Here is a 22,271-nt window from a genome sequence, read left to right as displayed (position 1 = left end):
TTGATCGCGACCAGGTACGACGAGGGCCCCGCCAGCATGCCGGCGGGGCCCTCGATCAGTCAGCTCACTGGAGTCAGCTGTAGTTGCCCGGCTCGTAACCGTCGCTCGAGAATGAGTCGAAGTCGACGAAGGACAGATCGGCATCGCTGAAGGCGGCGTCGTCGGCGAAGATGCGGTTGGGGTACCGCTCCGACTTCGCCTCTTCGGTTGCCTCGACCGACACGTTCCGGTACTTCGGCAGACCGGTCCCCGCCGGGATCAGCTTTCCGATGATCACGTTCTCCTTGAGGCCCACCAGCGGGTCGCGCTTGCCCTCCATGGCCGCCTGCGTCAGGACGCGGGTGGTCTCCTGGAAGGACGCGGCTGACAGCCACGACTCGGTCGCGAGCGAGGCCTTCGTGATACCCATGACTTCCTGGCGGGCGGACGCGGTCCGCTTGCCCTCGGTCAGAGCCGCACGGTTGACCTCGCTGTAACGCGAGCGGTCGACGAGCTCACCCGGCAGCAGCTCCGTGTCGCCGTGGTCGACCACGGTGACCTTGCGGAGCATCTGACGAACGATGACCTCGATGTGCTTGTCGTGGATCGGCACGCCCTGCGAGCGGTAGACGCCCTGGACGCCTCCGACCAGGTGCTTCTGAACCTCGCGGACGCCCAGCACACGCAGGACCTCCTTGGGGTCGACCGTTCCGACGTGCAGCTGCTGCCCGAGGGTGACCGACTGGCCGTCCTCGACGAGGAGCTGCGAGCGCTTGAGCACCGGGTAAATGACCGCCTCGTCGCCGTTGTCCGGCTGGAGGATGACCCGGCGAGCACGGTCGGTGTCCTCGATCGTGATGCGACCGGCAGCCTCCGCGATCGGCGACGCACCCTTGGGGGTACGGGCCTCGAAGAGCTCCTGCACGCGGGGCAGACCCTGCGTGATGTCGTCGGCCGACGCCGATCCGCCGGTGTGGAAGGTACGCATCGTGAGCTGGGTGCCGGGCTCACCGATCGACTGGGCCGCGATGATGCCAACGGCCTCTCCAATGTCGACGAGCTTGCCGGTGGCGAGCGATCGGCCATAGCAGGCCGCGCAGACGCCGACGGCGGACTCGCAGGTCAGAACGGAGCGCACCTTGATGTGGCGCACCTCTGCTCCGACCAGCTTCTCGATGAGCACATCGCCCACGTCCTCGCCTGCGGCAGCGATGACGGCGCCCGCCTCATTCGTCGCCGGGGTGGCGAGCGAACGGGCGTAGACCGAGTTCTCGACGTTCGAGTCCTGGATCCAGGTGCCGGTCGCGTCCTGGAGCATGATCGGCAGATCGAGGCCCTTGGTGGTGCCGCAGTCGTCCTCGCGGATGATGACGTCCTGCGAGACGTCGACGAGTCGACGTGTCAGGTACCCCGAGTCCGCGGTGCGGAGCGCGGTGTCGGCCAGACCCTTGCGGGCACCGTGCGTGGCGATGAAGTACTCGGCGACCGAGAGTCCCTCGCGGTACGAGGAGATGATCGGTCGGGCGATGATCTCGCCCTTCGGGTTGTTCACCAGGCCTCGCATACCGGCGATGTTGCGCACCTGCAGCCAGTTACCGCGGGCACCGGAGGTGACCATGCGGTTGATGGTGTTGTCCTTCGGGAAGTTCGCGCGCATCGCCTTGGCGACCTCGTCGGTCGCCTCGGTCCAGATCTTCACGAGCTCCTGACGACGCTCGGCCTGAGTGGTCAGACCCTTGTCGTACTCGGTCTCGACCTTCGCGGCCTTCTTCTCGTAGCCCGCGATGATCTCGGGCTTCGACGGAGGCGTGAGGATGTCGGACAGCGCCACGGTGACACCCGAGCGGGTGGCCCAGTAGAAGCCAGCGTCCTTGATCCGGTCGAGCGAGGCGGCGACCTCTACCTTCGGGTAACGCTCCGCGAGGTCGTTGACGATCCCGGAGATGGTCGTCTTGTCGGCGACCTGCTCGAAGTAGGGATAGTCCTCAGGCAGCGCCTCGTTGAAGAGAGCGCGGCCAAGGCTCGTCTCGAGCAGGATCGGTGCGGTGACCTTGCCGCTCTCGTCGAGTTCGACTCCCTCGGGAGCCTGGCCCTGCGCGAAGTAGACATCCGACATGCGGATCTTGACCTTCGAGTTCAGGTGCAGCGAGCCCTGGTCCTTCGCGAGGATCGCCTCCGAGACGGAGGAGAACGCGCGGCCCTCACCGGCGCCCCCCTCGCGGAGGGTCGTCAGGTGGTGCAGGCCGATGATCATGTCCTGCGTGGGCAGGGTGACCGGGCGACCGTCGGAGGGCTTGAGGATGTTGTTCGACGCAAGCATCAGGATGCGCGCCTCCGCCTGGGCCTCGACGGACAGCGGCAGGTGGACGGCCATCTGGTCGCCGTCGAAGTCCGCGTTGAACGCGGCGCAGACGAGCGGGTGCAGCTGGATCGCCTTACCCTCGACCAGCTGAGGCTCGAAGGCCTGGATGCCGAGTCGGTGCAGGGTGGGCGCACGGTTCAGCAGGACGGGGCGCTCGCGGATGATCTCCTCGAGCACATCCCACACCTGCGGGCGTGAACGCTCGACCATGCGCTTGGCAGCCTTGATGTTCTGCGCGTGCGAGAGGTCGATCAGGCGCTTGATGACGAAGGGCTTGAACAACTCCAGCGCCATCTGCTTGGGCAGACCGCACTGGTGCAGCTTGAGCTGCGGGCCGACGATGATGACCGAACGGCCCGAGTAGTCGACGCGCTTGCCCAGCAGGTTCTGGCGGAAGCGCCCCTGCTTTCCCTTGAGCATGTCGCTCAGGGACTTGAGGGCACGGTTGCCGGTACCGGTGACGGGGCGACCGCGGCGACCGTTGTCGAAGAGGGCGTCGACCGCCTCCTGCAACATGCGCTTTTCGTTGTTCACGATGATCTCGGGGGCACCGAGATCGAGCAGGCGGCGAAGTCGGTTGTTGCGGTTGATGACGCGACGGTAGAGGTCGTTCAGGTCGCTCGTGGCGAAGCGGCCTCCGTCGAGCTGCACCATCGGGCGCAGTTCCGGCGGGATGACCGGGACGACGTCGAGGACCATCGCGGCCGGCGAGTTACCGGTGGCGAGGAACGAGTTGACGACGCGCAGGCGCTTGATGGCGCGGATCTTCTTCTGACCCTTGCCCTCGGCGATCTGCAGGTGCAGCGTCTCGGCCTCGGCCTGGAGGTCGAACTGCTCGAGGCGCTTCTTGATCGCCTCGGCGCCCATGTACGCCTCGAAGTAGATGCCGTAGCGGTCGACGAGTTCGTTGAAGACGGCGTCCTCGGGCTTGAGGTCGCCGACCTTGAGGGTCCGGAACTGCTCCCACACGCTCTCGAGTCGCGCAATGTCCTCGTCGAAGGACTTGCGGATCTGGCCCATCTCCTTCTCGGCGCCATCCTTCGTGCGGCGCTTCTGGTCGCTCTTCGCGCCCTCCGCCTCCAGGGCGGCGAGGTCGGTCTCGAGGCGTGCCAGACGGTCCGCGATGCGGGAGTCGCGCTGATCCGAGAGGGTCTTGATCTCGAGCCGGAGCTCGTTCTCGAGGCCAGGCATGTCGGCGTGACGACCGTCGTCGTCCACGTCGATGATCATGTATGCCGCGAAGTAGATGACCTTTTCGAGGTCCTTCGGGGCCATGTCCAGGAGGTATCCCAAGCGCGAGGGAACGCCCTTGAAGTACCAGATGTGGGTGACGGGGGCGGCGAGCTCGATGTGGCCCATCCGCTCACGGCGGACCGAGGACTTGGTGACCTCGACCCCGCAGCGCTCGCAGACGATGCCTTTGAAGCGGACTCGCTTGTACTTGCCGCAGGAGCACTCCCAGTCGCGGGAAGGTCCAAAGATCTGCTCGCCGAACAGACCGTCCTTCTCGGGCTTGAGGGTGCGGTAGTTGATGGTCTCGGGCTTCTTTACTTCACCGTGCGACCAGCGACGGATGTCATCGGCCGTCGCGAGGCCGATGCGCAGCTCATCGAATGTGGTTACGTCGAGCAATGTTTTCTCCTTGTCGGAAAACAGGGTGTCTCGTAGAGACGGGAGTCGTCGGAGGCTGGCGCGGATCAGATGTCGTCGACGGAGGACGACTCGAACCGGGAGGAGATGTTGATCCCGAGCTCTTCCGCGGCGCGGTAGACCTCGTCGTCGGTGTCGCGCAGGCTGACCGCGGTGCCGTCGGCAGACAGGACCTCGACGTTCAGGCAGAGCGACTGCATCTCCTTGATGAGGACCTTGAAGGACTCCGGAATGCCCGGCTCCTGGATGTTCTCACCCTTGACGATGGCCTCGTACACCTTCACGCGGCCGAGAATGTCATCCGACTTGATGGTGAGGAGTTCCTGGAGGGCGTATGCAGCGCCGTAGGCCTCAAGGGCCCACACCTCCATCTCGCCGAAGCGCTGACCACCGAACTGCGCCTTACCACCGAGCGGCTGCTGAGTGATCATCGAGTACGGGCCTGTCGAGCGCGCGTGGATCTTGTCGTCGACAAGGTGGTGCAGCTTCAAGATGTACATGTAGCCAACCGAGACCGGGTCCGGGTAGGGCTCGCCCGAGCGGCCGTCGAACAGCTGCGTCTTGCCGGACGAACCGATCAAGCGCTCGCCATCCCGCGTGGGGATGGTCGAGTCGAGGAGGCCGGCGAGTTCTTCCTCCGCCGCACCGTCGAAGACGGGAGTCGCGACCTTGGTACCGGGCGCCGCCTCGCGGGCGTGCTCGGGCAGGCGCGCAGCCCACTCCGGCTGACCCTCGACCTTCCACCCCTGCTTCGCAATCCAGCCGAGGTGGATCTCGAGGACCTGGCCGAAGTTCATCCGACCGGGGACGCCGAGCGGATTGAGGACGATGTCGACCGGAGTGCCGTCGACCAGGAAGGGCATGTCCTCGACCGGCAGGATCTTCGAGATGACGCCCTTGTTGCCGTGGCGGCCGGCGAGCTTGTCGCCCTCGGTGATCTTGCGCTTCTGGGCGATGTAGACGACCACGCGCTGGTTGACGCCCGAACCGAGTTCGTCGTCGCCGTCCTGTGCGTCGAACACCTTGACGCCGATGATCGTGCCCCGCTCGCCGTGCGGCACCTTCAGCGACGTGTCACGGACCTCGCGGCTCTTCTCATTGAAGATGGCGCGGAGCAGGCGCTCCTCAGCGGAGAGTTCGGTCTCGCCCTTCGGCGTGACCTTGCCGACGAGGATGTCGCCGGGGCGAACCTCGGCTCCAATGCGGATGATGCCGCGCTCGTCCAGATCGGCGAGGAGTTCGGGGCTGACGTTCGGGAGGTCGCGGGTGATCTCCTCCTTGCCCAGCTTGGTGTCGCGGGCGTCGACCTCGTACTCCTCGATGTGGATCGAGGAGAGGACGTCATCCTTCACCAGGTTCTGGCTGAGGATGATCGCATCCTCGAAGTTGTGGCCCTCCCACGGCATGAACGCGACCAGCAGGTTCTTACCGAGTGCGAGCTCGCCCTTCTCGGTGGCGGGACCGTCGGCGACGACCTCGCCGACCTCGATGCGCTCACCGGCCGACACGACCACGCGGTTGTTGTACGAGGTGCCCTGGTTGGAGCGGTCGAACTTGCGGAGGAAGTAGGTCTGCGTGCCGCCCTCGTCCAGCTGGACAGTGACGGAGTCGGCGGAGACCTCCTGGACAACACCCGCCTTGTCGGCGGTAATCACGTCGCCGGCGTCGACGGCCGCAAAGCCCTCCATGCCGGTACCGACCACGGGCGACTCGCTGCGCAGCAGCGGGACGGCCTGACGCTGCATGTTGGCGCCCATCAGCGCGCGGTTCGCGTCGTCGTGCTCGAGGAACGGGATCAGGGAGGTCGCGACCGACACCATCTGGCGCGGGGAGACATCCATATAGTCGACGCGGTCGGCATCGACGAGCTCGACCTCTCCGCCCTTCGGACGAACCAGGACCTTGCCCTCGGCGAAGCGGAAATCGGCGGTGAGGGGAGCATTCGCCTGGGCAACCAGGTACTCGTCCTCCTCCGACGCCGTGAGGTAGTCGATCTGCGAGGTAACGGTGCCGTCGACGACCTTGCGGTACGGGGTCTCGATGAAGCCGAACGAATTGATCCGCGCGAAGGAGGCGAGCGAACCGATCAGGCCGATGTTCGGACCTTCGGGAGTCTCGATGGGGCACATCCGGCCGTAGTGCGACGGGTGGACGTCGCGGACCTCGACGCCGGCGCGCTCACGGGAGAGACCACCGGGGCCCAGCGCCGACAGGCGGCGCTTGTGGGTCAGGCCCGCGAGCGGGTTGTTCTGGTCCATGAACTGCGAGAGCTGGCTCGTCCCGAAGAACTCCTTGATCGCAGCCACGACGGGGCGAACGTTGATCAGGGTCTGCGGGGTGATCGCCTCAATGTCCTGCGTGGTCATGCGCTCGCGGACGACACGCTCCATGCGGGATAGGCCGGTACGGACCTGGTTCTGGATCAGTTCGCCGACCGCGCGGATGCGGCGGTTGCCGAAGTGATCGATGTCGTCCACATCGAGGCGCAGGTCGACAGCGCCGCCGTCGCGCACGCCGGGGAGCGTGGTACGGCCGTCGTGCAGCGCGACCAGGTACTTGATGGTCGCGATGATGTCCTCGACCGTGAGCACCGAGTCGGACAGCGCCTTATCAATGCCGAGCTTGCGGTTGATCTTGTAGCGACCGACCTTTGCGAGGTCGTAGCGCTTGGAATTGAAGTAGAAGTTATCGAGCAGCGCACGCGCGGCCTCGGCGGCGACCTGCTCGCCCGGGCGCAGCTTGCGGTAGATGTCGCGGAGCGCGTCCTCCTTGGTGAGGATGTTGTCCTTCTCGAGGGTCAGCTCGATCGACTCGTAGCCGGCGAACTGCTCGAGGATCTCTTCGCTCGTCAGGCCCAGAGCCTTGAGGAACACGGTGACCGACTGCTTGCGCTTGCGGTCGATACGCACGCCGACCTGGTCGCGCTTGTCGATCTCGAATTCGAGCCAGGCACCGCGGCTCGGAATGACTCGGGCCGAGTAGATGTCCTTATCGGACGTCTTCTCCTGCTGACGCTCGAAGTAGACACCGGGGCTACGCACGAGCTGGGACACCACGACACGCTCGGTGCCGTTGATGATGAACGTGCCCTTCTCGGTCATCAGGGGGAAGTCGCCCATGAAGACCGTCTGAGTCTTGATCTCACCCGTGAGGTGGTTCATGAACTCAGCCTCGACGTAGAGCGGGGCGGCATAGGTCTTACCGCGCTCCTTGCACTCTCCGATGGTGTACTTCTCGGGCTCGAGGTACGGGTTCGTGAAGCTCAGCTGCATCGTCTCGCTGAGGTCCTCGATCGGGGAGATCTCCTCGAAGATCTCGTCTAGACCGGAGTTGGCAGGAAGGTCCTCCCTGCCCGCGGCTTTCGCCTCGGCCACGCGGGTCTTCCACGCCTCCGAGCCGACGAGCCAGTCGAAGCTCTCGGTCTGCAGCGCGAGCAGATCCGGAACGGTCAGGGTGTCGCTGATCTTGGCGAACGAAAGACGCGATGCTCCGCGTCCGTTCTTGGGTGAGGTGGTGGTCGCGGTGGACGCAGCAGCCAAGGAAGGAACCTCCGTAGACCCTCGCGGGTCTCAATCTGTGGGATGTGTGGAGTGGGCTCCCGCCGTCGCGGGCCGACACTCGTCTGCCGAGCCGTGCGGACCGACGTGACTCGGTCTTCGGAGCGGAGCTAGAGTGTGGCAACGGCATCCACCATCTGATGCCGGGTTCCGGTGACCTGCCGACCGCGATATGAGGGCATGGGTACTCGGGAGCGCAAAGTACGACTATAGACGCACGGCGCCACGCCGCGCAAGTGCAGATGCTTGCGTCGCTCCCCGGGGTCGGGTATACGGCTGGCTCCCGGGCGGCGCGACTCGTCGTTCCCGCGGCACACGTCGTTCCCACGGCACACTGATCGGATGCAGGAACGCACCGGACGCCGACGCAAGGACGACTCCGATCACCCCCGCGCGGTACTCGCGAGTGGTTATACCGCGCAGATCGAGCCCGACCGGTATTCGGCCCAGGCGGCCACGCTGGTCGTCGACGGCACGCCGCAGTCGCACGTCGACCTGGCCGACCCCACCCACCTCTCGTTCGAGTACGTCCGGCGCATCGGGCACGCGATCGACCTCCTCGCTCCCGAGGGCGAGAGCATCACGGCGCTGCACCTCGGAGCCGGCGCGCTCACCCTCCCGCGCTACGTCGCCGCGACGCGGCCAGGTTCACGCCAGCAGGTCATCGAGATCGAAGCGGCACTCGTGGAACTCGTCCGCGCCCAGCTGCCCTTGCCGCGCGGTGCGCAGATCCGCATACGGCAGGGTGACGCGCGCGAGGTGCTCGGCACGCTCCCGCCCGGCCTCCGGGGCGCAGTAGATGTGGTCGTCGTGGACATCTTTTCGGGCGCCCGCACACCGGCGCACGTGACCAGCGCCGAGTTCTACGGAGCGATCGGACCGCTGCTCGCACCGGGCGGCGTTGTGGCGGTCAACGTCGCGGACGGGGGTGCGCTCGCCTTCGCCCGCGCGCAGGCGGCGACCCTCGCCTCCGTCTTCGCGCACACCGCGATCATGACCGACACGCAGATGCTGAAGGCACAGCGATTCGGGAATGTGGTGATGCTCGCCTCCGCCAACCCGCTGCCGCTCGACGCGCTACCGCGGCGCCTCGCCGCCGACCCCGCGCCATCGAAGCTGGTGCACGGGCACGAACTCGCGAACTTCGTGGCGGGCGCCCTCGCCGTCACTGATGAGACGGCAACTCCCTCGCCGCTACCGGCGCGCAGCGTCTTCCAGGTTCGTCGCGGCTGAGCAGGCAGCAAGCGGAACCGAACGCGCCGCACGCCGGGATCTGGGCGCCGGACCCGCCGGTACACTCGACGCCGGGGGGTCGGCGTCCCCACGCGCCGCCGCCCATCCTCCCGTCCACCGTGCGCGATGACCCGGATCCGCACTCCACGAGGAAGCATCGCCCTGAGCATCATCATCCGCCACGACCCCGCGACACTGCGCGAGGAGATCGACGCCGACGCCGCCCAGGACCGCCTGGAGGAAATCGGAGCGCTGCGCAGCCTCGCCGCACTCACCGAGAAGGCAGAGTTGCTGCGCCTGCTGGGCCGGATCGACGAGGCATGGGATATCGCCAACGAGGCCGTCCGCCGCACCCGCTTCTCGGGCGACCGCGCCGAGCTGCTCACCGCGCGCGTCCGCCGCGCCCGCCTGATGCAGCTCCGCGGCCGCCCCGACGAGGCACTCTCCGAACTCGCCCTGTGCGTCGAAGAGGCGCGTACCCACGAGTGGCACCTCGAACACTCCTTCGCGCTCAAGCACCGCGGGCTGGCCTTCTTCGAGCTCGGTGAGTACGGCCGGGCCGTCCGCGACTTCGACGCGGCCACGGCCCTCGGCGAGCGCGTCGGCGTCTCCGAGGCGGATCTGGAAGTCGCGCGGCTGGGGTTCGCCGCTGCCTCCGAGTTCCAGGAGGAGTCCGAGTCCGAGCGCGGCTCGCGCGCCGACGGCAGTCTCCGCGGCCGCCGCCGGGCCGACGAGTCCTGACCTTTCAAGAGACGCCGCGTGGCTGACCTCGACGACGTCACCCGCTGGGCGCACGCACTGATCCAGAAGCACCTCGACGACTCGTGGAGCTTCGGTTTCGATCACGCGCGCACCCGAGCAGGAGCCTGCAACTGGACGCGGCACCGCATCACCGTCTCCCGCCATCTCGCCGCACGCTGGAGCGACGAGGAGGTACACCAGACTCTTCTGCACGAGGTCGCGCACGCACTCGCCGGACCGGATGCGGCGCACGGCAGCCAGTGGCGCCGGATCGCGGATCGCCTGGGTTATACCGGAGGGCGCACACACAACAGCCCGACCGCAGATGAACTCGCCCCGTGGATCGGCAGCTGCCCGGGCGGGCACCTCTTCTACCGCCACCGTCGCCCCACCCGGCCGCTCGCCTGCGGAAGGTGCGCGCGCAGGTTCGACGCGGCGAACGCGATCCAGTGGCGGCGACGAACGGTGCAGCTTCCATGAGCAGGGAGCTACGGACGATCCGCGGGCACGCTCCGAGCACCGGGCAATGGCTCGCCGAGGCGGACGGCCGGCGCTGGTGGTTCGACTCCGGAAGCCTCGCGCTCGACTTTGCGACGACCGGAGCCCTCACTTTCGGGGCGACCGAGCAGTTTGGCTCCGACGCTGCGCTCACTCTCTGGCTCGCCGAGCACTTCGATGCGGTGGACACGGGAAGCCGCGACGCTCGGCTCGATGACGCCCTGATGCTCCGCTCGGCGATCGCTCGGCTGGCAGAGGCGGCCGAGGCTGCGACGGGACTCGACCCGCGCGACATCGACGTGGTGAATCTCGTCGCGGCGATGCCCGACATCCCACCCACGCTCAGCGGCGGCTCGCGACAGGCGGGGCGCGCAAGCGCGTCGGGCGGGCAAGCGCTAGCAACCATCGCTCGCGAGACGGTCGAGCTGCTGGGGTCTGCGGCCGACCGGCTGCGGCGATGCGCGGCTCCCGAGTGCCGGATGCTGTACCTCGATACGTCGCGCGCGGGATCCCGGCGCTGGTGCTCGATGCAGCGCTGCGGGAACCGGGCGAAGGTGCGCGCCCATCGCGAGCGTGCGGCCGCCTCCCAGCGACCTGCCGTGGCGCCGTCCGAGTGATTGCGTCGACGCCACGGCAAGCGGGTCAGTCGGAGACGCGGACGGAGGCGTCGAAAGCGACGTAGCCCGAGAAGTCCTTGCCGACGCGGTCGAACGCAGTCGGGTACGGGTGCGGGTACGACCAGGCCTTGTCTTTTTCGAGACCGTCGCTGGTCTGTACCGAGAAGTACTGGCACTCGCCCTTCCAGGGACAGGTGTAGGGGGTGGGACTCTCGACGAGGACGCCCTCGGCGATACTCGACGGCGGGAAGTACCAGTTGCCCTCAATTGAGATCAGGTCGGAGTCGGGCGCGTCGGCGAGGACGACGTCGTGGAGGACGGCTTTCATGGGGCCAGCTTTCGGTCGGGGCGCAGGGGCGGAGTATCCGCTCCCGTCCGAACGCTACGCCGATGCGGGCGCGGTGGTCGAGGGCGGGCTGCGATCCGCGGGGCTTGCAGGGGGCGCGGGAACTCGTGCGATCTGCAGGAAACGGGTGCGATCTGCAGGGGACGGTGCGATCTGCAGGGGATGCGTCCGCGGACGTGGATCCCACCGCACGATCGCGATGTCGAGGCATGGATCCCCTGCGAATCGCACGTCGTCCTGCGAATCGCACGTCGTCCTGCGAATCGCACGTCGTCCTGCGAATCGCACGAGGCCGGAGTCGAGGGAGGCGCGCGCGGATCAGCGCAGCACTGACACCTCATCGACCGTGTCGACGCGAGCGGCGGCGCGCACCTGATCGGCGCGTCCCTCCGCAGCCAGCAGCCGACCGGAGGCGGAGGCGGTGAGCAGGTGCGCACAGGCGCGGCGCAGTCCGTCATAGGAGGCGCAGGCCACGGCCGCCTCGGGCGACACGTGGTCGACGCCGAGGCCAATCAGGGCGTCGATGACGGCACCGGCGGCGAGCTGGTCCTCCATTGCGAAGCGCACCTCGCCGCTCTCGTCGACATCACCCATCGCGACGACGTTGATGCTGATGCGGCCACCGTTCTCGTGCTGACGGGCTAGGATCCAGCGGGCGACAGCGGTGCGGTCGGTCAGCCCGGCGCGGATTATCCGGCCCTCGACGGAGCCCTCGACGGAGCCCGCGTCGAACTCGCGACCGCCCGGCAGAGCATCCACGACGACAGTGACAGCGGCGGGGGCGAGCACGCGCAGCGCCCGAGCTCCCCAGTCGAAGCGGATCTGGTACGTCGACTGGTCGAGGGAAGCGGCGATCACGCTGCCACGCTACCGAGCACGCGGCGCATACACGTCGCAGCGCGCGTGCGCATCCGGTTCCCGCGCGGCGGCCGGCAGAGGAGGATGTCCTTCGTGAAGGTGATGCTCAAGCACGTGCTCGATACCGACGCCGACTCCGCCTGGCGCGCCCTGCAGAGTCCGGCCGTATTCCGCGAGGTGATGTCCCCCCTCCTCAGCGCTGCCTCGCTCGACGAGGGCGGCTTCCGGCCGACCTGGGGGCTGGGCCCGCATGACGTCGCGATCGACGCGCTCGGGATCCTGCCGATGGGCGCGCAGGAAATCGACCTCTCCTACCGCCGCGTGCCCTCGATGCCTCACGTGCGGATCCTCCGCGACAGCGGCGGTCCGCTCTCGGGCTCCCTCCGCCTCATCACCGCCTGGGATCACCGCATGGCCGTCGCACCGCTCGCTGACGGACGCACCCTGTTCCGCGACCGGCTCGAATTCTCGGCGGGCCTTGCCTCCGCGGCGCTCTGGCCGTCTGTGTGGGCGTTCTGGCAGTGGCGGGGCATCCGCATCCGCTCGCTCGCGCCCTCGTGGCGGCACGACGTCGGCGCCGACACCCGCGCGCGTGGGGAGGCCGCAGAATGAGTCCCGACGGCACGGAAGAGATCTCGCGCTCTGAGCTCTTGCACTTGCACTGGCCTTCGGCCGGAGAGGATGAGCAGGACACCGGCATCGCCTCACCGAGCAGGACGCTGGCGAGCGCGATCGAGGTCACGGACTGGCGCCGCCGCACGCAGGCCCTCTACGCCGAGGTTCGTCGTCTCTCGAACGTCGACCTGCTCGCCGCGCACGCCTCGTGGATCCGCGGGCGGAACGCGCTCTTCGCACAGCATCCAGCCACTCCCCTCCTACCGGGCGATCGAGCGCACTTCCGTTCCCTCCCGATCGCGCCCTACGACGCTGCCTGGCGATTCGAGCTGGCGATCGCTCCGGCTGAGGAAGCACGCCAGATGGAGGTGGAGACCGGCACCGACGGCACCGTACCGTTCGAGCTGGTCGGCACGGTCGAGGTGCCTCACGTCGGCAGCCTCGATGTGTGGCGGCTCGCCTCCTACGGCGGCGGGCTGTTTCTCCCGGTCAAGGACGCCCTGGCCGGGACGCCCGGGGGCACCTACGGGGGCGGGCGCTACCTTCTCGACACCATCAAGGGAGCCGATCTCGGACCGGGTGCCGCGCCCGGAACCCTGGTGCTCGACTTCAACTTTGCCTACAACCCCTCGTGCGCGTATGACCCGGCCTGGGCGTGCCCTCTCGCCCCGGCGGGCAACACGCTTGCGGTCGAGGTGCCGGTGGGCGAGCGCTACCGCGGCTGATTCGGGCATCGAATGCTGCGGCCCGGCCTGAGGCTGGACGCGCTCGGAGCCTCGGCCGCTAGCCTCCTCGCGGTGCTGCCGAGCGCCGGGAAGCAGGAACCTCGCATGCCCCGTCCCGTCCTCCTCGTGACCGGAACCTCTACCGGGATCGGCCGCGTGACCGCGGTCGAGGCCGCCCGATCCGGTTGGCAGGTGGTCGCGACGGTCCGCGACTCGGAGCGGGCCGAGGGACTTCGCGCCGCGGCCGCAGAAGCCCGGGTCGACATGGACATCCGGGAACTCGACGTGACGGATGCGGACTCCGTCGCTGTATGCCTGGACACCGTGCAGAAGGAGCATGGCCGACTCGACGCCCTCGTCAACAACGCCGGCGTCGGTCACCTCGGCACGGCGGAGCACGAGGACCCGGCAGAGTTGCGCCGGGTGATGGAGGTCAACTTCTTCGGCACGGTCGCGGTTACGCGCGCCGCACTACCGATGCTCCGGTGCTCGCGCGGGCGGATCGTCACGGTCTCGAGCATTGGCGGCGCGGTCGGCCAACCGTTCGCCGAGGCGTACTGCGCCGCAAAATTCGCCGTCGAGGGCTTCTTCGAGTCGCTGGCTCCGGTCGCCGCCACGGTCGGCGTGCAGGTGTCACTTGTCGAACCGGGTGCCGTGCGGAGCAGCTTTGTCGAGAACGCAGGCATCGACGCGAGCGCGATGCTCGCCCAGGCCGGCCCCTACGCGTCCGCACTCAGCGCGTACCTCGACCGTGCCGCGTCCACCTTCTCCTCGACACACGCGCAGGATCCGGGCGACGTCGCCGCCGTCATCCTGAGGACCCTGCGCGAAGAGATGCCGCCGTTCCGGGTGCAGACCTCGGACTGGGCGGAACGCTTCGTCAGCACCAAGCTGAGCGACATCGACGGCTCCCGGGTGCAGGCGGCGATGCGCGGATGGATCGCCACGCGCTAGAGTGGAGCGGTGCGAGCGCGACGACTGCGCTCCCCCGCGTCGTAGAACGCCCCTTGTCCCCTAGGACTCTGACCGTCGAGGATCCGTCCCGACCATCTGGCGCACGTGCATGAGGCCCCCGGCCGCGCGCACCGAATCGTACGGCGAACGGATGTGACCACCGTCACCTTCGCCCGAACGCCGATCACCGCGCCCCGGCCACCGCCCGCGCGACTCCCGATCGGCATGATGCCCCTGAAAGGCACCACTCCATGTCGAACATCCCCTCCTTCAGCGCTCTCGGCGTTCCGGCCCCGCTCGTGGCGGCGCTCACCGCGAGCGGCATCACCGAGCCCTTCCCGATCCAGGTCGACACGCTGCCAGACACCCTGAACGGCCGCGACGTCCTCGGCCGGGGCAAGACCGGCTCCGGCAAGACCCTCGCCTTCGCCATCCCGATGATCGCCCGACTTGGCGGAGCCCTCTCCGGTGGTCGCCGCCGTCCGGGCCGTCCGCTCGGCCTGATCCTCGCGCCGACCCGCGAACTCGCGACGCAGATCACCGCGGCGATGCAGCCCCTCGCGGACGCCTACGGCATCGTCACCACCACGATCTTCGGAGGCGTGTCGCAGCAGCGTCAGGTCGCCGCGCTCAAGCAGGGCGTCGACATCGTCGTGGCCTGCCCCGGGCGCCTCGAGGATCTGATGAAGCAGGGCTTCGTCAACCTCGACGCCGTCGAGATCACCGTGCTCGACGAGGCCGACCACATGGCCGACCTCGGTTTCCTCCCCGTCGTGACGCGGATCCTCGACAAGACCCCGCGTGGTGGCCAGCGTCTGTTGTTCTCGGCCACGCTCGACAACGGCGTGGACAAGCTGGTGAAGAAGTACCTGCAGAACGAGGTACTGCACTCGGTGGACGAGGCTAATTCGCCGGTCGCTCTGATGACCCACCACGTGTTCGAGGTCGATGGTCTCGACGCCAAGAACGCGCTCGTGAAGACGCTCGCATCGGGTACCGGCCGCCGGATCCTCTTCATGCGCACCAAGCACCACGCGAAGAAGCTCGCCAAGCAGCTCACTGGCCAGGGCATCCCCGCCGTCGACCTGCACGGCAACCTCTCGCAGGTTGCTCGCGACCGCAACCTCGCGGCGTTCGGAGCCGGCACCGTGAGGGTCCTCGTCGCCACCGACGTCGCCGCTCGAGGCGTGCACGTCGATGACGTCGAGCTCGTGATCCATGTCGACCCGCCGATGGAACACAAGGCGTACCTGCACCGTTCGGGCCGCACCGCCCGCGCCGGCAGCGAGGGAGACGTCGTCACCGTCGTTCTACCGACGCAGCGCGGCGACGTGAAGACGCTCTTGCGCAAGGCCGCGATCCAGGTCGCCCCTCAGCAGGTCACGGCCGATTCGGCCGCCGTCGCGAAGCTCGTCGGTGACGTCGCCGCCTACGTCACACCGACCGCCGTCGTCGAGCCTGTCCGCGGCCAGTCGCAGGGCGGCCGTTCTCAGGGCGCGAACGCTCAGCGCAAGCGCGTTGCACGCACCGAGGGCACCATGGCATCCCGCGGAGGACGCTCGAACGCGGACTCCGACCGTCCCCGTCGCGACCGCGCCACCGAGGGAGCCGCTCGCGGGGGTGCGCGCGGTGGCCGCGGTCGTTCGGCCGGCGCACCCTCGACCTCAGGTGGATCGCGCTCGTTCTATAGCACCGCCACGGGCGGTGCCTCCTCGGCTGCACCCGCCCGCGAGTCTGCCGGCGGTCAGCGCCGCGGAGGGCGACGCGCGCAGGGCTGACGGGTTGGTGCGCCGCGAGGCGGCGCACCAACGCCGCTTGTCGGTGTTTCTTGCTTCTTGCGGAGCGGGGTGCAGCGGGCCACGCCGATCCGCCCGCACGAGTAAGAACCACGGCGTCGAGCTTGTCGTGATCCACCGCGATCTTCGATTGCGGCATCGGATGCAGCAGTCACTCGTGTCTGTAACCGAGGCTGGTCGCGGCCACACCTCTCGGAATCCCCCGAAAACCGATTCTCAACCTCGGTTACGAGCGGGCCTCCGACGGCTACCAGGTCTGTTAACCAGCGTCCACGATGGTCAGCTCAGCTTGCCGACGGACGCCAGTGCGGCGCGCAGCAGGGCGCCGCGGCCGCCCTCCATCTCGGCTGAGACTGCTTCGGAGCACGCCTCGTCGGGGGTCATCCAGGTGAGTTCGAGCGCGTCCTGACGCGGGTCGCACGTGCCGGTGACCGGGACCACGTAGGCGAGCGAGACCGCATGCTGACGGTCGTCGGTGAACGGGCCCATCCCAGGCATCGGGAAATACTCCGCGACGTGGAAGGGCAGGGGGCTCGCCGGAAGGAGGGGGAAGGCCATCGGGCCGAGGTCCTTTTCGAGGTGGCGGAAGAGCGCGTCGCGTAACGTCTCCCCGTACATCACGCGGCCCGAGACGATCGTGCGCGTGATCTGGCCCGAGGGCGTCGCGCGTAGCAGCATGCCAACCTCAATGACCTGCCCGAGTCCGTCGACCCGCACCGGCACCGCCTCGACGTACAGCAGCGGGAGCCGACGGCGGATCTCGGCGAGTTCATCGTCAGACAGCCACCCAGAGTTCGGGTCAGGGGTTCGCACGCTCATGGTGCCATTCTTACCCGACGCGAAGGCTCTTCGGGCCACATCCGCCACGGGCGCTTCGGGCGCTTCGGGAGAGGATGGTCAGGTGGGAATTGACGCGAACGCAGTGCTGTGGTCCTCGTCCGAACGCGATCACGGGGGACGTCCTCTCCTGGTGTTGCTGCACGGCTATGGCTCCCACGAGGGCGATCTCTTCTCGCTCGGCGCCTACCTGCCGCTAGAGCCGGTGCTCGCATCGCTGCGGGCGCCCCTGCCTCTGGGCGGCGGAGCGAACGCCTGGTGGTCACTGCAAGTTCCGCTCGATCCGGACCAGCCGCGCGCGGACCCCACCGCGGTCGAGGAGGCAGTGGGCGGGGTCCTCGACTGGCTCGACGCCCTCGAATACTCGGGTCCGGTCGGGCTGCTCGGCTTCTCGCAGGGCGCGGCCCTCGCGGTGCAGCTGCTGCGGCGGGCGCCCGGCCGCTTCGCTTTCGCCGTCGCGCTCTCTGGCTTCGTCGTGCCGCTCGCCGAAGGTGACGACGCCGACGAGCGTCTCGCCCGCGACCGTCCTGCGGTCTTCTGGGGACGCGGCACGCTCGACTCCGTGATTCCCGAGCAGCTCGTCCGAGACGCGGGAGCGTGGTTTGTTGAGCACACGGCCCTGGACGCGCGCGTCTACGAGGGAGTAGCCCACGGCGTGAGCCAGGCGGAGCTCGCCGACATCGGCACCTTTATCCGCCTCGGTTTCGCCTGACGCACGCCACCGAGCGCTCCAGACCCGCCGTCAAGGGCTCGCCCCCGGCGGACGCGCCGGGCAATGTCGGTGGTGGCAGAGAGGATAAACGCATGCCGGACGTCCTCGATCGCTTCTCCCCCGCCACGCGGGCATGGTTCGAGGGCGCGTTCCCGGCTCCTACCGCCGCTCAGGTGGGGGCGTGGTCGGCCATCTCGAGCGGAGCGCACGCCCTCGTCGTTGCTCCCACCGGCTCGGGCAAGACGCTCTCTGCGTTCCTCTGGGCGATCGACCGGCTGGTGCAGGGCCCACCTCCGGAGGATCCGCAGCACCGCACACGCGTGCTGTATGTCTCGCCACTGAAGGCACTCGGGGTCGACGTCGAGCGCAATCTCCGCTCTCCGCTGGTCGGCGTCACGCAGACCGCGCTCCGGCTCAGTGCAGAGGGCGTCGGCACAGAGCCGGCTACTGTCACGGTCGGCGTCCGCTCCGGTGACACTCCGGCTGCCGAGCGTCGGGTTTTGCAGAAGACGCCGCCCGACATCCTGATCACCACGCCCGAGTCGCTGTACCTCATGCTGACTTCTGCGGCGCGGGAGTCGCTGCGCGGGGTCGAGACGGTCATCGTCGACGAGGTGCACGCCGTCGCGTCGACCAAGCGCGGTGCGCACCTCGCCGTCTCGCTCGAGCGGCTCGACGCGCTACTCCCGAAGCCTGTCCAGCGGATCGGCCTCTCCGCGACCGTGCGACCCCGGGAGGAGGTGGCGCGGTTTCTTGCAGGCCGCTCGCCCGTCGCGATCGTGGCGCCCGCCTCCGAGAAGCAATGGGACCTCAGCGTCGTCGTCCCCGTTGAAGACATGTCCGAGCTGGGCGCCGCCACGCCGCAGGAGGGCTCGACGATGGGGGCGACCGGCCCGCAGAGTGGATCGATATGGCCGCACGTCGAGGAGTCGATCGTCGACCGGGTGCTCGCGCACACCTCGTCCATCGTCTTCGCCAACTCCCGACGGCTTGCCGAGCGGCTGACCGCCCGGCTAAACGAGATCCACGCTGAGCGCCGGGAGGCAGAGGCCGAGCGGGCGCGCGAGGCGAGCGAACCGGTCGCGGTCGGCACGCTGCTGGGCGAAGCCGTCTCCTCCTCTACCCGCCGCCCACCTGCCGAGCTGATGGGCGCTGCCGGTGGCACCAGCGGAATCGGACAGTCGGCTCTAGAAGACGAACCGCTGCTTGCCCGCGCGCATCACGGCTCCGTGAGCAAGGAGCAGCGGGCGATCATCGAGGACGACCTCAAGTCGGGTCGTTTGCGCTGTGTGGTAGCGACCTCGAGCCTCGAGCTCGGCATCGACATGGGCGCGGTCGACCTCGTCGTGCAGGTCGAGACGCCGCCTTCGGTCGCCAGCGCTCTGCAGCGCGTCGGCCGCGCCGGGCACCAGGTCGGCGAGGTCTCGCGCGGCTCCTTCTACCCCAAGCACCGCGCCGACCTGCTCCACACGGCCGTCACCACCGAGCGAATGCGCGCAGGGATGATCGAGTCCCTCTCGGTGCCGGCGAACCCGCTCGACATCCTCGCCCAGCACACTGTCGCGGCAACCGCACTCGAAAGTCTCGATGTCGATGAGTGGTTCGACACCGTCCGCCGCAGCGCCCCATTCGTGTCGCTCCCGCGATCGGCGTACGAGGCGACCCTCGACCTCCTCTCTGGCCGCTATCCCTCCGATCAGTTCGCCGAACTGCGTCCGCGCCTGGTCTGGGATCGCGATGCGAACACGCTCACGGGCCGCCCGGGCGCCCAGCGCCTCGCCGTCACGAGCGGCGGCACCATCCCCGATCGCGGGCTCTTCGGCGTATTCATGGTCGGCGAGCCGGGCTCCACCGGCAACCGGGTGGGCGAACTCGACGAGGAGATGGTGTACGAGTCGCGCGTAGGCGACGTCTTTGCGCTCGGAGCGACGAGCTGGCGGATTCAAGAGATCACGTACGACCGCGTGATCGTGACGCCCGCATTCGGCGAGCCGGGGCGCCTCCCCTTCTGGAAGGGCGATTCGCAGGGCCGCCCTGCCGAACTCGGCGAGGCAATCGGAGCCTTCACCCGGGAGGTCGGCGGATCAGCGCCGGAGACGGCCCGCGAGCGCTGCATCGCGGCAGGTCTCGACGAGTTCGCGACGAACAACCTGCTCTCCTTCCTCGACGAGCAGCGACTCGCGACCGGGCAGATCCCTGACGACCGCACCCTTGTGCTCGAGCGCTTCCGTGATGAGCTGGGCGACTGGCGGCTCATCCTGCACTCGCCCTACGGCATGCAGGTGCACTCGCCGTGGGCACTCGCCATCGGTGCCCGCGTCCGCGAGCGACACGGGGTCGACGGAGCGGCGATGGCCGGCGATGACGGCATCGTCGTGCGGATCCCCGACACAGAATCCGAGCCGCCCGGCGCCGAGCTGTTCCTGTTCGAGCGCGAGGAGCTGGAGCAGCTGGTGACCAGCGAGGTCGGTGGTTCGGCGCTCTTCGCCGCCCGTTTCCGCGAGTGCGCGGCCCGAGCACTGCTGCTCCCCCGCTACAACCCCGGCAAGCGCTCCCCGCTCTGGCAGCAGCGTCAGCGCGCGGCGCAGCTTCTCGACGTCGCGCGCACCTACCCGACCTTCCCGATCATCCTCGAGACCGTGCGCGAGTGTCTCCAGGATGTCTATGACCTGCCCGCGCTGCTGCGCCTCGCGGCACGTCTCGACGGCCGCGAGCTGCGAATTCTCGAGGTCGAGACTCCAACCGCCAGCCCGTTCGCCCGCTCGATGCTGTTCGGCTATGTCGCCGCCTTCATGTACGAGGGTGACAGCCCGCTGGCCGAGCGCCGCGCCGCCGCGCTCTCGGTCGACGCCACCCTGTTGGGTGAACTCCTCGGCCGCGCCGAACTGCGCGAGCTGCTTGATCCGCTCGTCCTCGCGCAGATCGAGCGGGAGTTGCAGCGCGTCGAGCCGGAACGCCGATTGCGCGGCCTCGAAGGGGCCGCCGATCTCCTCCGCCTGCTCGGACCCCTGACCATCGACGAACTCGGCGAGCGGCTGGTCGACGAGTCGGTCACCTCCGCCGACGTCGCGAAGGCCGCGCCGATCGACCGCGAAGTCCTGGAGACGCAGGTCGCCGCACTCGTGCGCGCCAAGCGCGTGCTGCCGGTCGGCCTCGGCGGCGAGCAGCGCTACGCCGCGATGGAGGACGCCTCGCGCTTGCGCGATGCACTCGGCGTGCCCCTCCCGATCGGTGTGCCCGTCGCCTTCATCGACCCGGTCCGTGATCCGCTCGGCGATCTCGCGGCCCGCTACGCCCGCACCCACGGCCCGTTCACCGCTGCCGCAGTCGCCGCGCGGCTGGGCCTCGGCGTCGCGGTCGTCACCGATACCCTGCGCCGGCTCGCCGGGGAGCGCCGCGTCTCGGAGGGTGAATTCAGGCCGAACGGCACCGGCACGGAGTGGTGTGACGCTGAGGTGCTGCGGCGCCTGCGCAGCCGATCGCTCGCCGCGCTCCGCAAAGAGGTCGAGCCGGTCGATGCCGCCGTGTACGGCCGCTTCCTCCCCGCCTGGCAGCACGTCGGAGGCTCGCTGCGCGGAGTCGACGGCGTCGCGTCCGTCATCGACCAGCTCGCTGGCGCACCGATCCCCGCCTCGGCCTGGGAGTCGTTGATTTTACCCGCGCGGGTACGTGACTACTCTCCCGCCATGCTCGATGAGCTGACCGCCACTGGCGAGGTGCTCTGGGCCGGCGCTGGCACCCTCCCCGGCAACGACGGCTGGGTGAGCCTGCACCTCGCCGATACCGCCGGCCTGACCCTGCCTGTCCCCGCCGCCGAGACTGTGCCGCTCGGCGATCTGCAGCAGGAGATCGTCGGCGTACTCGGCTCCGGTGGCGGCTACTTCTTCCGCCAGCTCTCGGACGCGGTGGGCTCAACTGACGACGCCGGCCTCGTCCAGGCCCTCTGGGAGCTGGTATGGGCTGGGCTGGTCACCAACGACACGCTCGCGCCGTTGCGCACGCTCGTCGGATCGACCGGGGGTGCGCATCGGCAGCCGCGCGCACCTGCCCGGGCTCGCGCCCCCCGAGGCCGGATGACCGTGCGCCCCACCATGGCCACCCGGGTCGGTCCCCCAACTGCGGGCGGTCGCTGGTCGATCGTGCCCTTGGCCGAGTCCGACGCGACGGTCCGCGGGCACGCGCTCGGCGAAACCCTGCTCGAGCGCTACGGCATCGTGACTCGCGGCTCCGTGCAGGCCGAGGGGGTTCTTGGCGGCTTCGCGCTCGCCTACAAGGTGCTGAGCGGCTTCGAGCAGCAGGGCCGGGCTCGCCGCGGCTACTTCATCGAGAAGCTCGGCGCGGCCCAGTTCGGCACCGCTGGCAGCGTCGACCGCCTCCGCACCTTCGCGCCGCAGGACGAGGCCCAGGAGCGACCATGGCCGGTCCTCGCGCTGGCCGCGACAGACCCGGCCAACCCCTTCGGAGCAGCGCTCCCGTGGCCGCAGAGCGAGGGCCACCGTCCTGGCCGCAAAGCGGGCGCCCTCGTCGCCGTGGTCGATGGCGCGCTCGCGGTGTACCTCGAGCGCGGCGGGAAGACCGCGCTCACCTTCAGCGACGACCAGGCCGTCTTGGCCGACGCCGCCGGAGCGCTCTCGCAGCTCGTGCGCTCCCGGGGAGTGGACAAACTCACCGTCGAGAAGATCGACGGTGTCTTCGCACTAGGTACGCCCTTCGGCGACGCGCTCGTCGCCGCGGGTTTCGTCGCCAACCCCCGCGGCCTGAGGATGCGCTCGTGAGCGCAGGAAGGGGCAG

Annotated in this window: 15 protein-coding genes; 10 read left to right on the top strand and 5 right to left on the bottom strand. The window is 68.8% G+C overall.

The window, feature by feature from the left end; translation table 11 throughout:
- Nucleotides 1-73: 73 nt before the first annotated feature.
- On the bottom strand, nucleotides 74-3,973 hold the full coding sequence (locus tag B0H03_RS05320; protein ID WP_104265250.1) for a DNA-directed RNA polymerase subunit beta': 3,900 nt from the start codon (nucleotides 3,971-3,973) through the stop codon (nucleotides 74-76).
- A 65-nt stretch (nucleotides 3,974-4,038) separates the two neighbouring features.
- Nucleotides 4,039-7,530: a DNA-directed RNA polymerase subunit beta gene (gene rpoB / locus B0H03_RS05315; protein ID WP_104265251.1), complete on the bottom strand. Its 3,492-nt coding sequence runs from the start codon at nucleotides 7,528-7,530 to the stop codon at nucleotides 4,039-4,041.
- Between the two features lie 360 nt (nucleotides 7,531-7,890).
- Between rpoB and B0H03_RS05310 the strand changes: the two genes are divergently transcribed.
- The 4 genes from B0H03_RS05310 to B0H03_RS05295 all read left to right on the top strand — a co-directional run bounded on the left by B0H03_RS05310 (nucleotide 7,891) and on the right by B0H03_RS05295 (nucleotide 10,637).
- The gene (locus B0H03_RS05310) at nucleotides 7,891-8,781 is read left to right on the top strand and encodes a spermidine synthase (protein WP_104265252.1); all 891 of its coding nucleotides are present in this window, start codon (nucleotides 7,891-7,893) and stop codon (nucleotides 8,779-8,781) included.
- Between the two features lie 126 nt (nucleotides 8,782-8,907).
- On the top strand, nucleotides 8,908-9,522 hold the full coding sequence (locus B0H03_RS05305) for a hypothetical protein (RefSeq protein WP_104265253.1): 615 nt from the start codon (nucleotides 8,908-8,910) through the stop codon (nucleotides 9,520-9,522).
- Between the two features lie 18 nt (nucleotides 9,523-9,540).
- Nucleotides 9,541-10,002, top strand: a complete 462-nt coding sequence (locus tag B0H03_RS05300; protein ID WP_104265254.1) for a SprT-like domain-containing protein — start codon at nucleotides 9,541-9,543, stop codon at nucleotides 10,000-10,002.
- Nucleotides 9,999-10,637, top strand: coding sequence for a CGNR zinc finger domain-containing protein (locus tag B0H03_RS05295; RefSeq protein ID WP_104265255.1), 639 nt, complete (start codon nucleotides 9,999-10,001; stop codon nucleotides 10,635-10,637). The genes B0H03_RS05300 and B0H03_RS05295 overlap by 4 nt, the downstream gene beginning before the upstream one ends.
- Nucleotides 10,638-10,662: 25 nt before the next feature.
- Here B0H03_RS05295 and B0H03_RS05290 read toward each other — a convergent pair whose 3' ends face one another.
- Nucleotides 10,663-10,965: a DUF427 domain-containing protein gene (locus B0H03_RS05290; protein ID WP_104265256.1), complete on the bottom strand. Its 303-nt coding sequence runs from the start codon at nucleotides 10,963-10,965 to the stop codon at nucleotides 10,663-10,665.
- Nucleotides 10,966-11,301: 336 nt separating this feature from the next.
- Nucleotides 11,302-11,841 carry a 2-phosphosulfolactate phosphatase gene (locus B0H03_RS05285; protein ID WP_104265257.1) on the bottom strand — a complete coding sequence of 180 codons (540 nt, stop codon included), beginning with the start codon at nucleotides 11,839-11,841 and terminating at the stop codon, nucleotides 11,302-11,304.
- Between the two features lie 84 nt (nucleotides 11,842-11,925).
- On the opposite strand from B0H03_RS05285, the gene B0H03_RS05280 reads away from it, so the two are divergent.
- The 4 genes from B0H03_RS05280 to B0H03_RS05265 all read left to right on the top strand — a co-directional run bounded on the left by B0H03_RS05280 (nucleotide 11,926) and on the right by B0H03_RS05265 (nucleotide 15,913).
- On the top strand, nucleotides 11,926-12,453 hold the full coding sequence (locus B0H03_RS05280) for a hypothetical protein (protein WP_202129874.1): 528 nt from the start codon (nucleotides 11,926-11,928) through the stop codon (nucleotides 12,451-12,453).
- A complete protein-coding gene (locus tag B0H03_RS05275) occupies nucleotides 12,450-13,181 on the top strand; it encodes a DUF1684 domain-containing protein (protein WP_104265258.1) in 732 nt (243 codons plus the stop codon). The genes B0H03_RS05280 and B0H03_RS05275 overlap by 4 nt, the downstream gene beginning before the upstream one ends.
- 105 nt (nucleotides 13,182-13,286) lie before the next feature.
- A complete protein-coding gene (locus B0H03_RS05270; RefSeq protein ID WP_104265380.1) occupies nucleotides 13,287-14,135 on the top strand; it encodes an SDR family oxidoreductase in 849 nt (282 codons plus the stop codon).
- A 251-nt stretch (nucleotides 14,136-14,386) separates the two neighbouring features.
- The gene (locus tag B0H03_RS05265) at nucleotides 14,387-15,913 is read left to right on the top strand and encodes a DEAD/DEAH box helicase (RefSeq protein ID WP_104265259.1); all 1,527 of its coding nucleotides are present in this window, start codon (nucleotides 14,387-14,389) and stop codon (nucleotides 15,911-15,913) included.
- A 297-nt stretch (nucleotides 15,914-16,210) separates the two neighbouring features.
- Here the strand turns inward: B0H03_RS05265 and B0H03_RS05260 are convergent, their stop codons facing one another.
- Nucleotides 16,211-16,750, bottom strand: a complete 540-nt coding sequence (locus B0H03_RS05260) for an NUDIX hydrolase family protein (RefSeq protein WP_104265260.1) — start codon at nucleotides 16,748-16,750, stop codon at nucleotides 16,211-16,213.
- Nucleotides 16,751-16,832: 82 nt separating this feature from the next.
- Between B0H03_RS05260 and B0H03_RS05255 the strand changes: the two genes are divergently transcribed.
- Nucleotides 16,833-17,480 carry an alpha/beta hydrolase gene (locus B0H03_RS05255; protein ID WP_241560438.1) on the top strand — a complete coding sequence of 216 codons (648 nt, stop codon included), beginning with the start codon at nucleotides 16,833-16,835 and terminating at the stop codon, nucleotides 17,478-17,480.
- Nucleotides 17,481-17,572: 92 nt separating this feature from the next.
- The gene (locus B0H03_RS05250; RefSeq protein WP_104265262.1) at nucleotides 17,573-22,255 is read left to right on the top strand and encodes an ATP-dependent helicase; all 4,683 of its coding nucleotides are present in this window, start codon (nucleotides 17,573-17,575) and stop codon (nucleotides 22,253-22,255) included.
- Nucleotides 22,256-22,271: the final 16 nt, after the last annotated feature.

The organism is Rathayibacter iranicus NCPPB 2253 = VKM Ac-1602 (assembly GCF_003149025.1).
In the GTDB taxonomy this organism is placed as follows: Bacteria; Actinomycetota; Actinomycetes; order Actinomycetales; family Microbacteriaceae; genus Rathayibacter; species Rathayibacter iranicus.
Note: the sequence above shows the minus strand (reverse complement) of the source record. Positions and strands in the feature narration are given on the sequence as shown.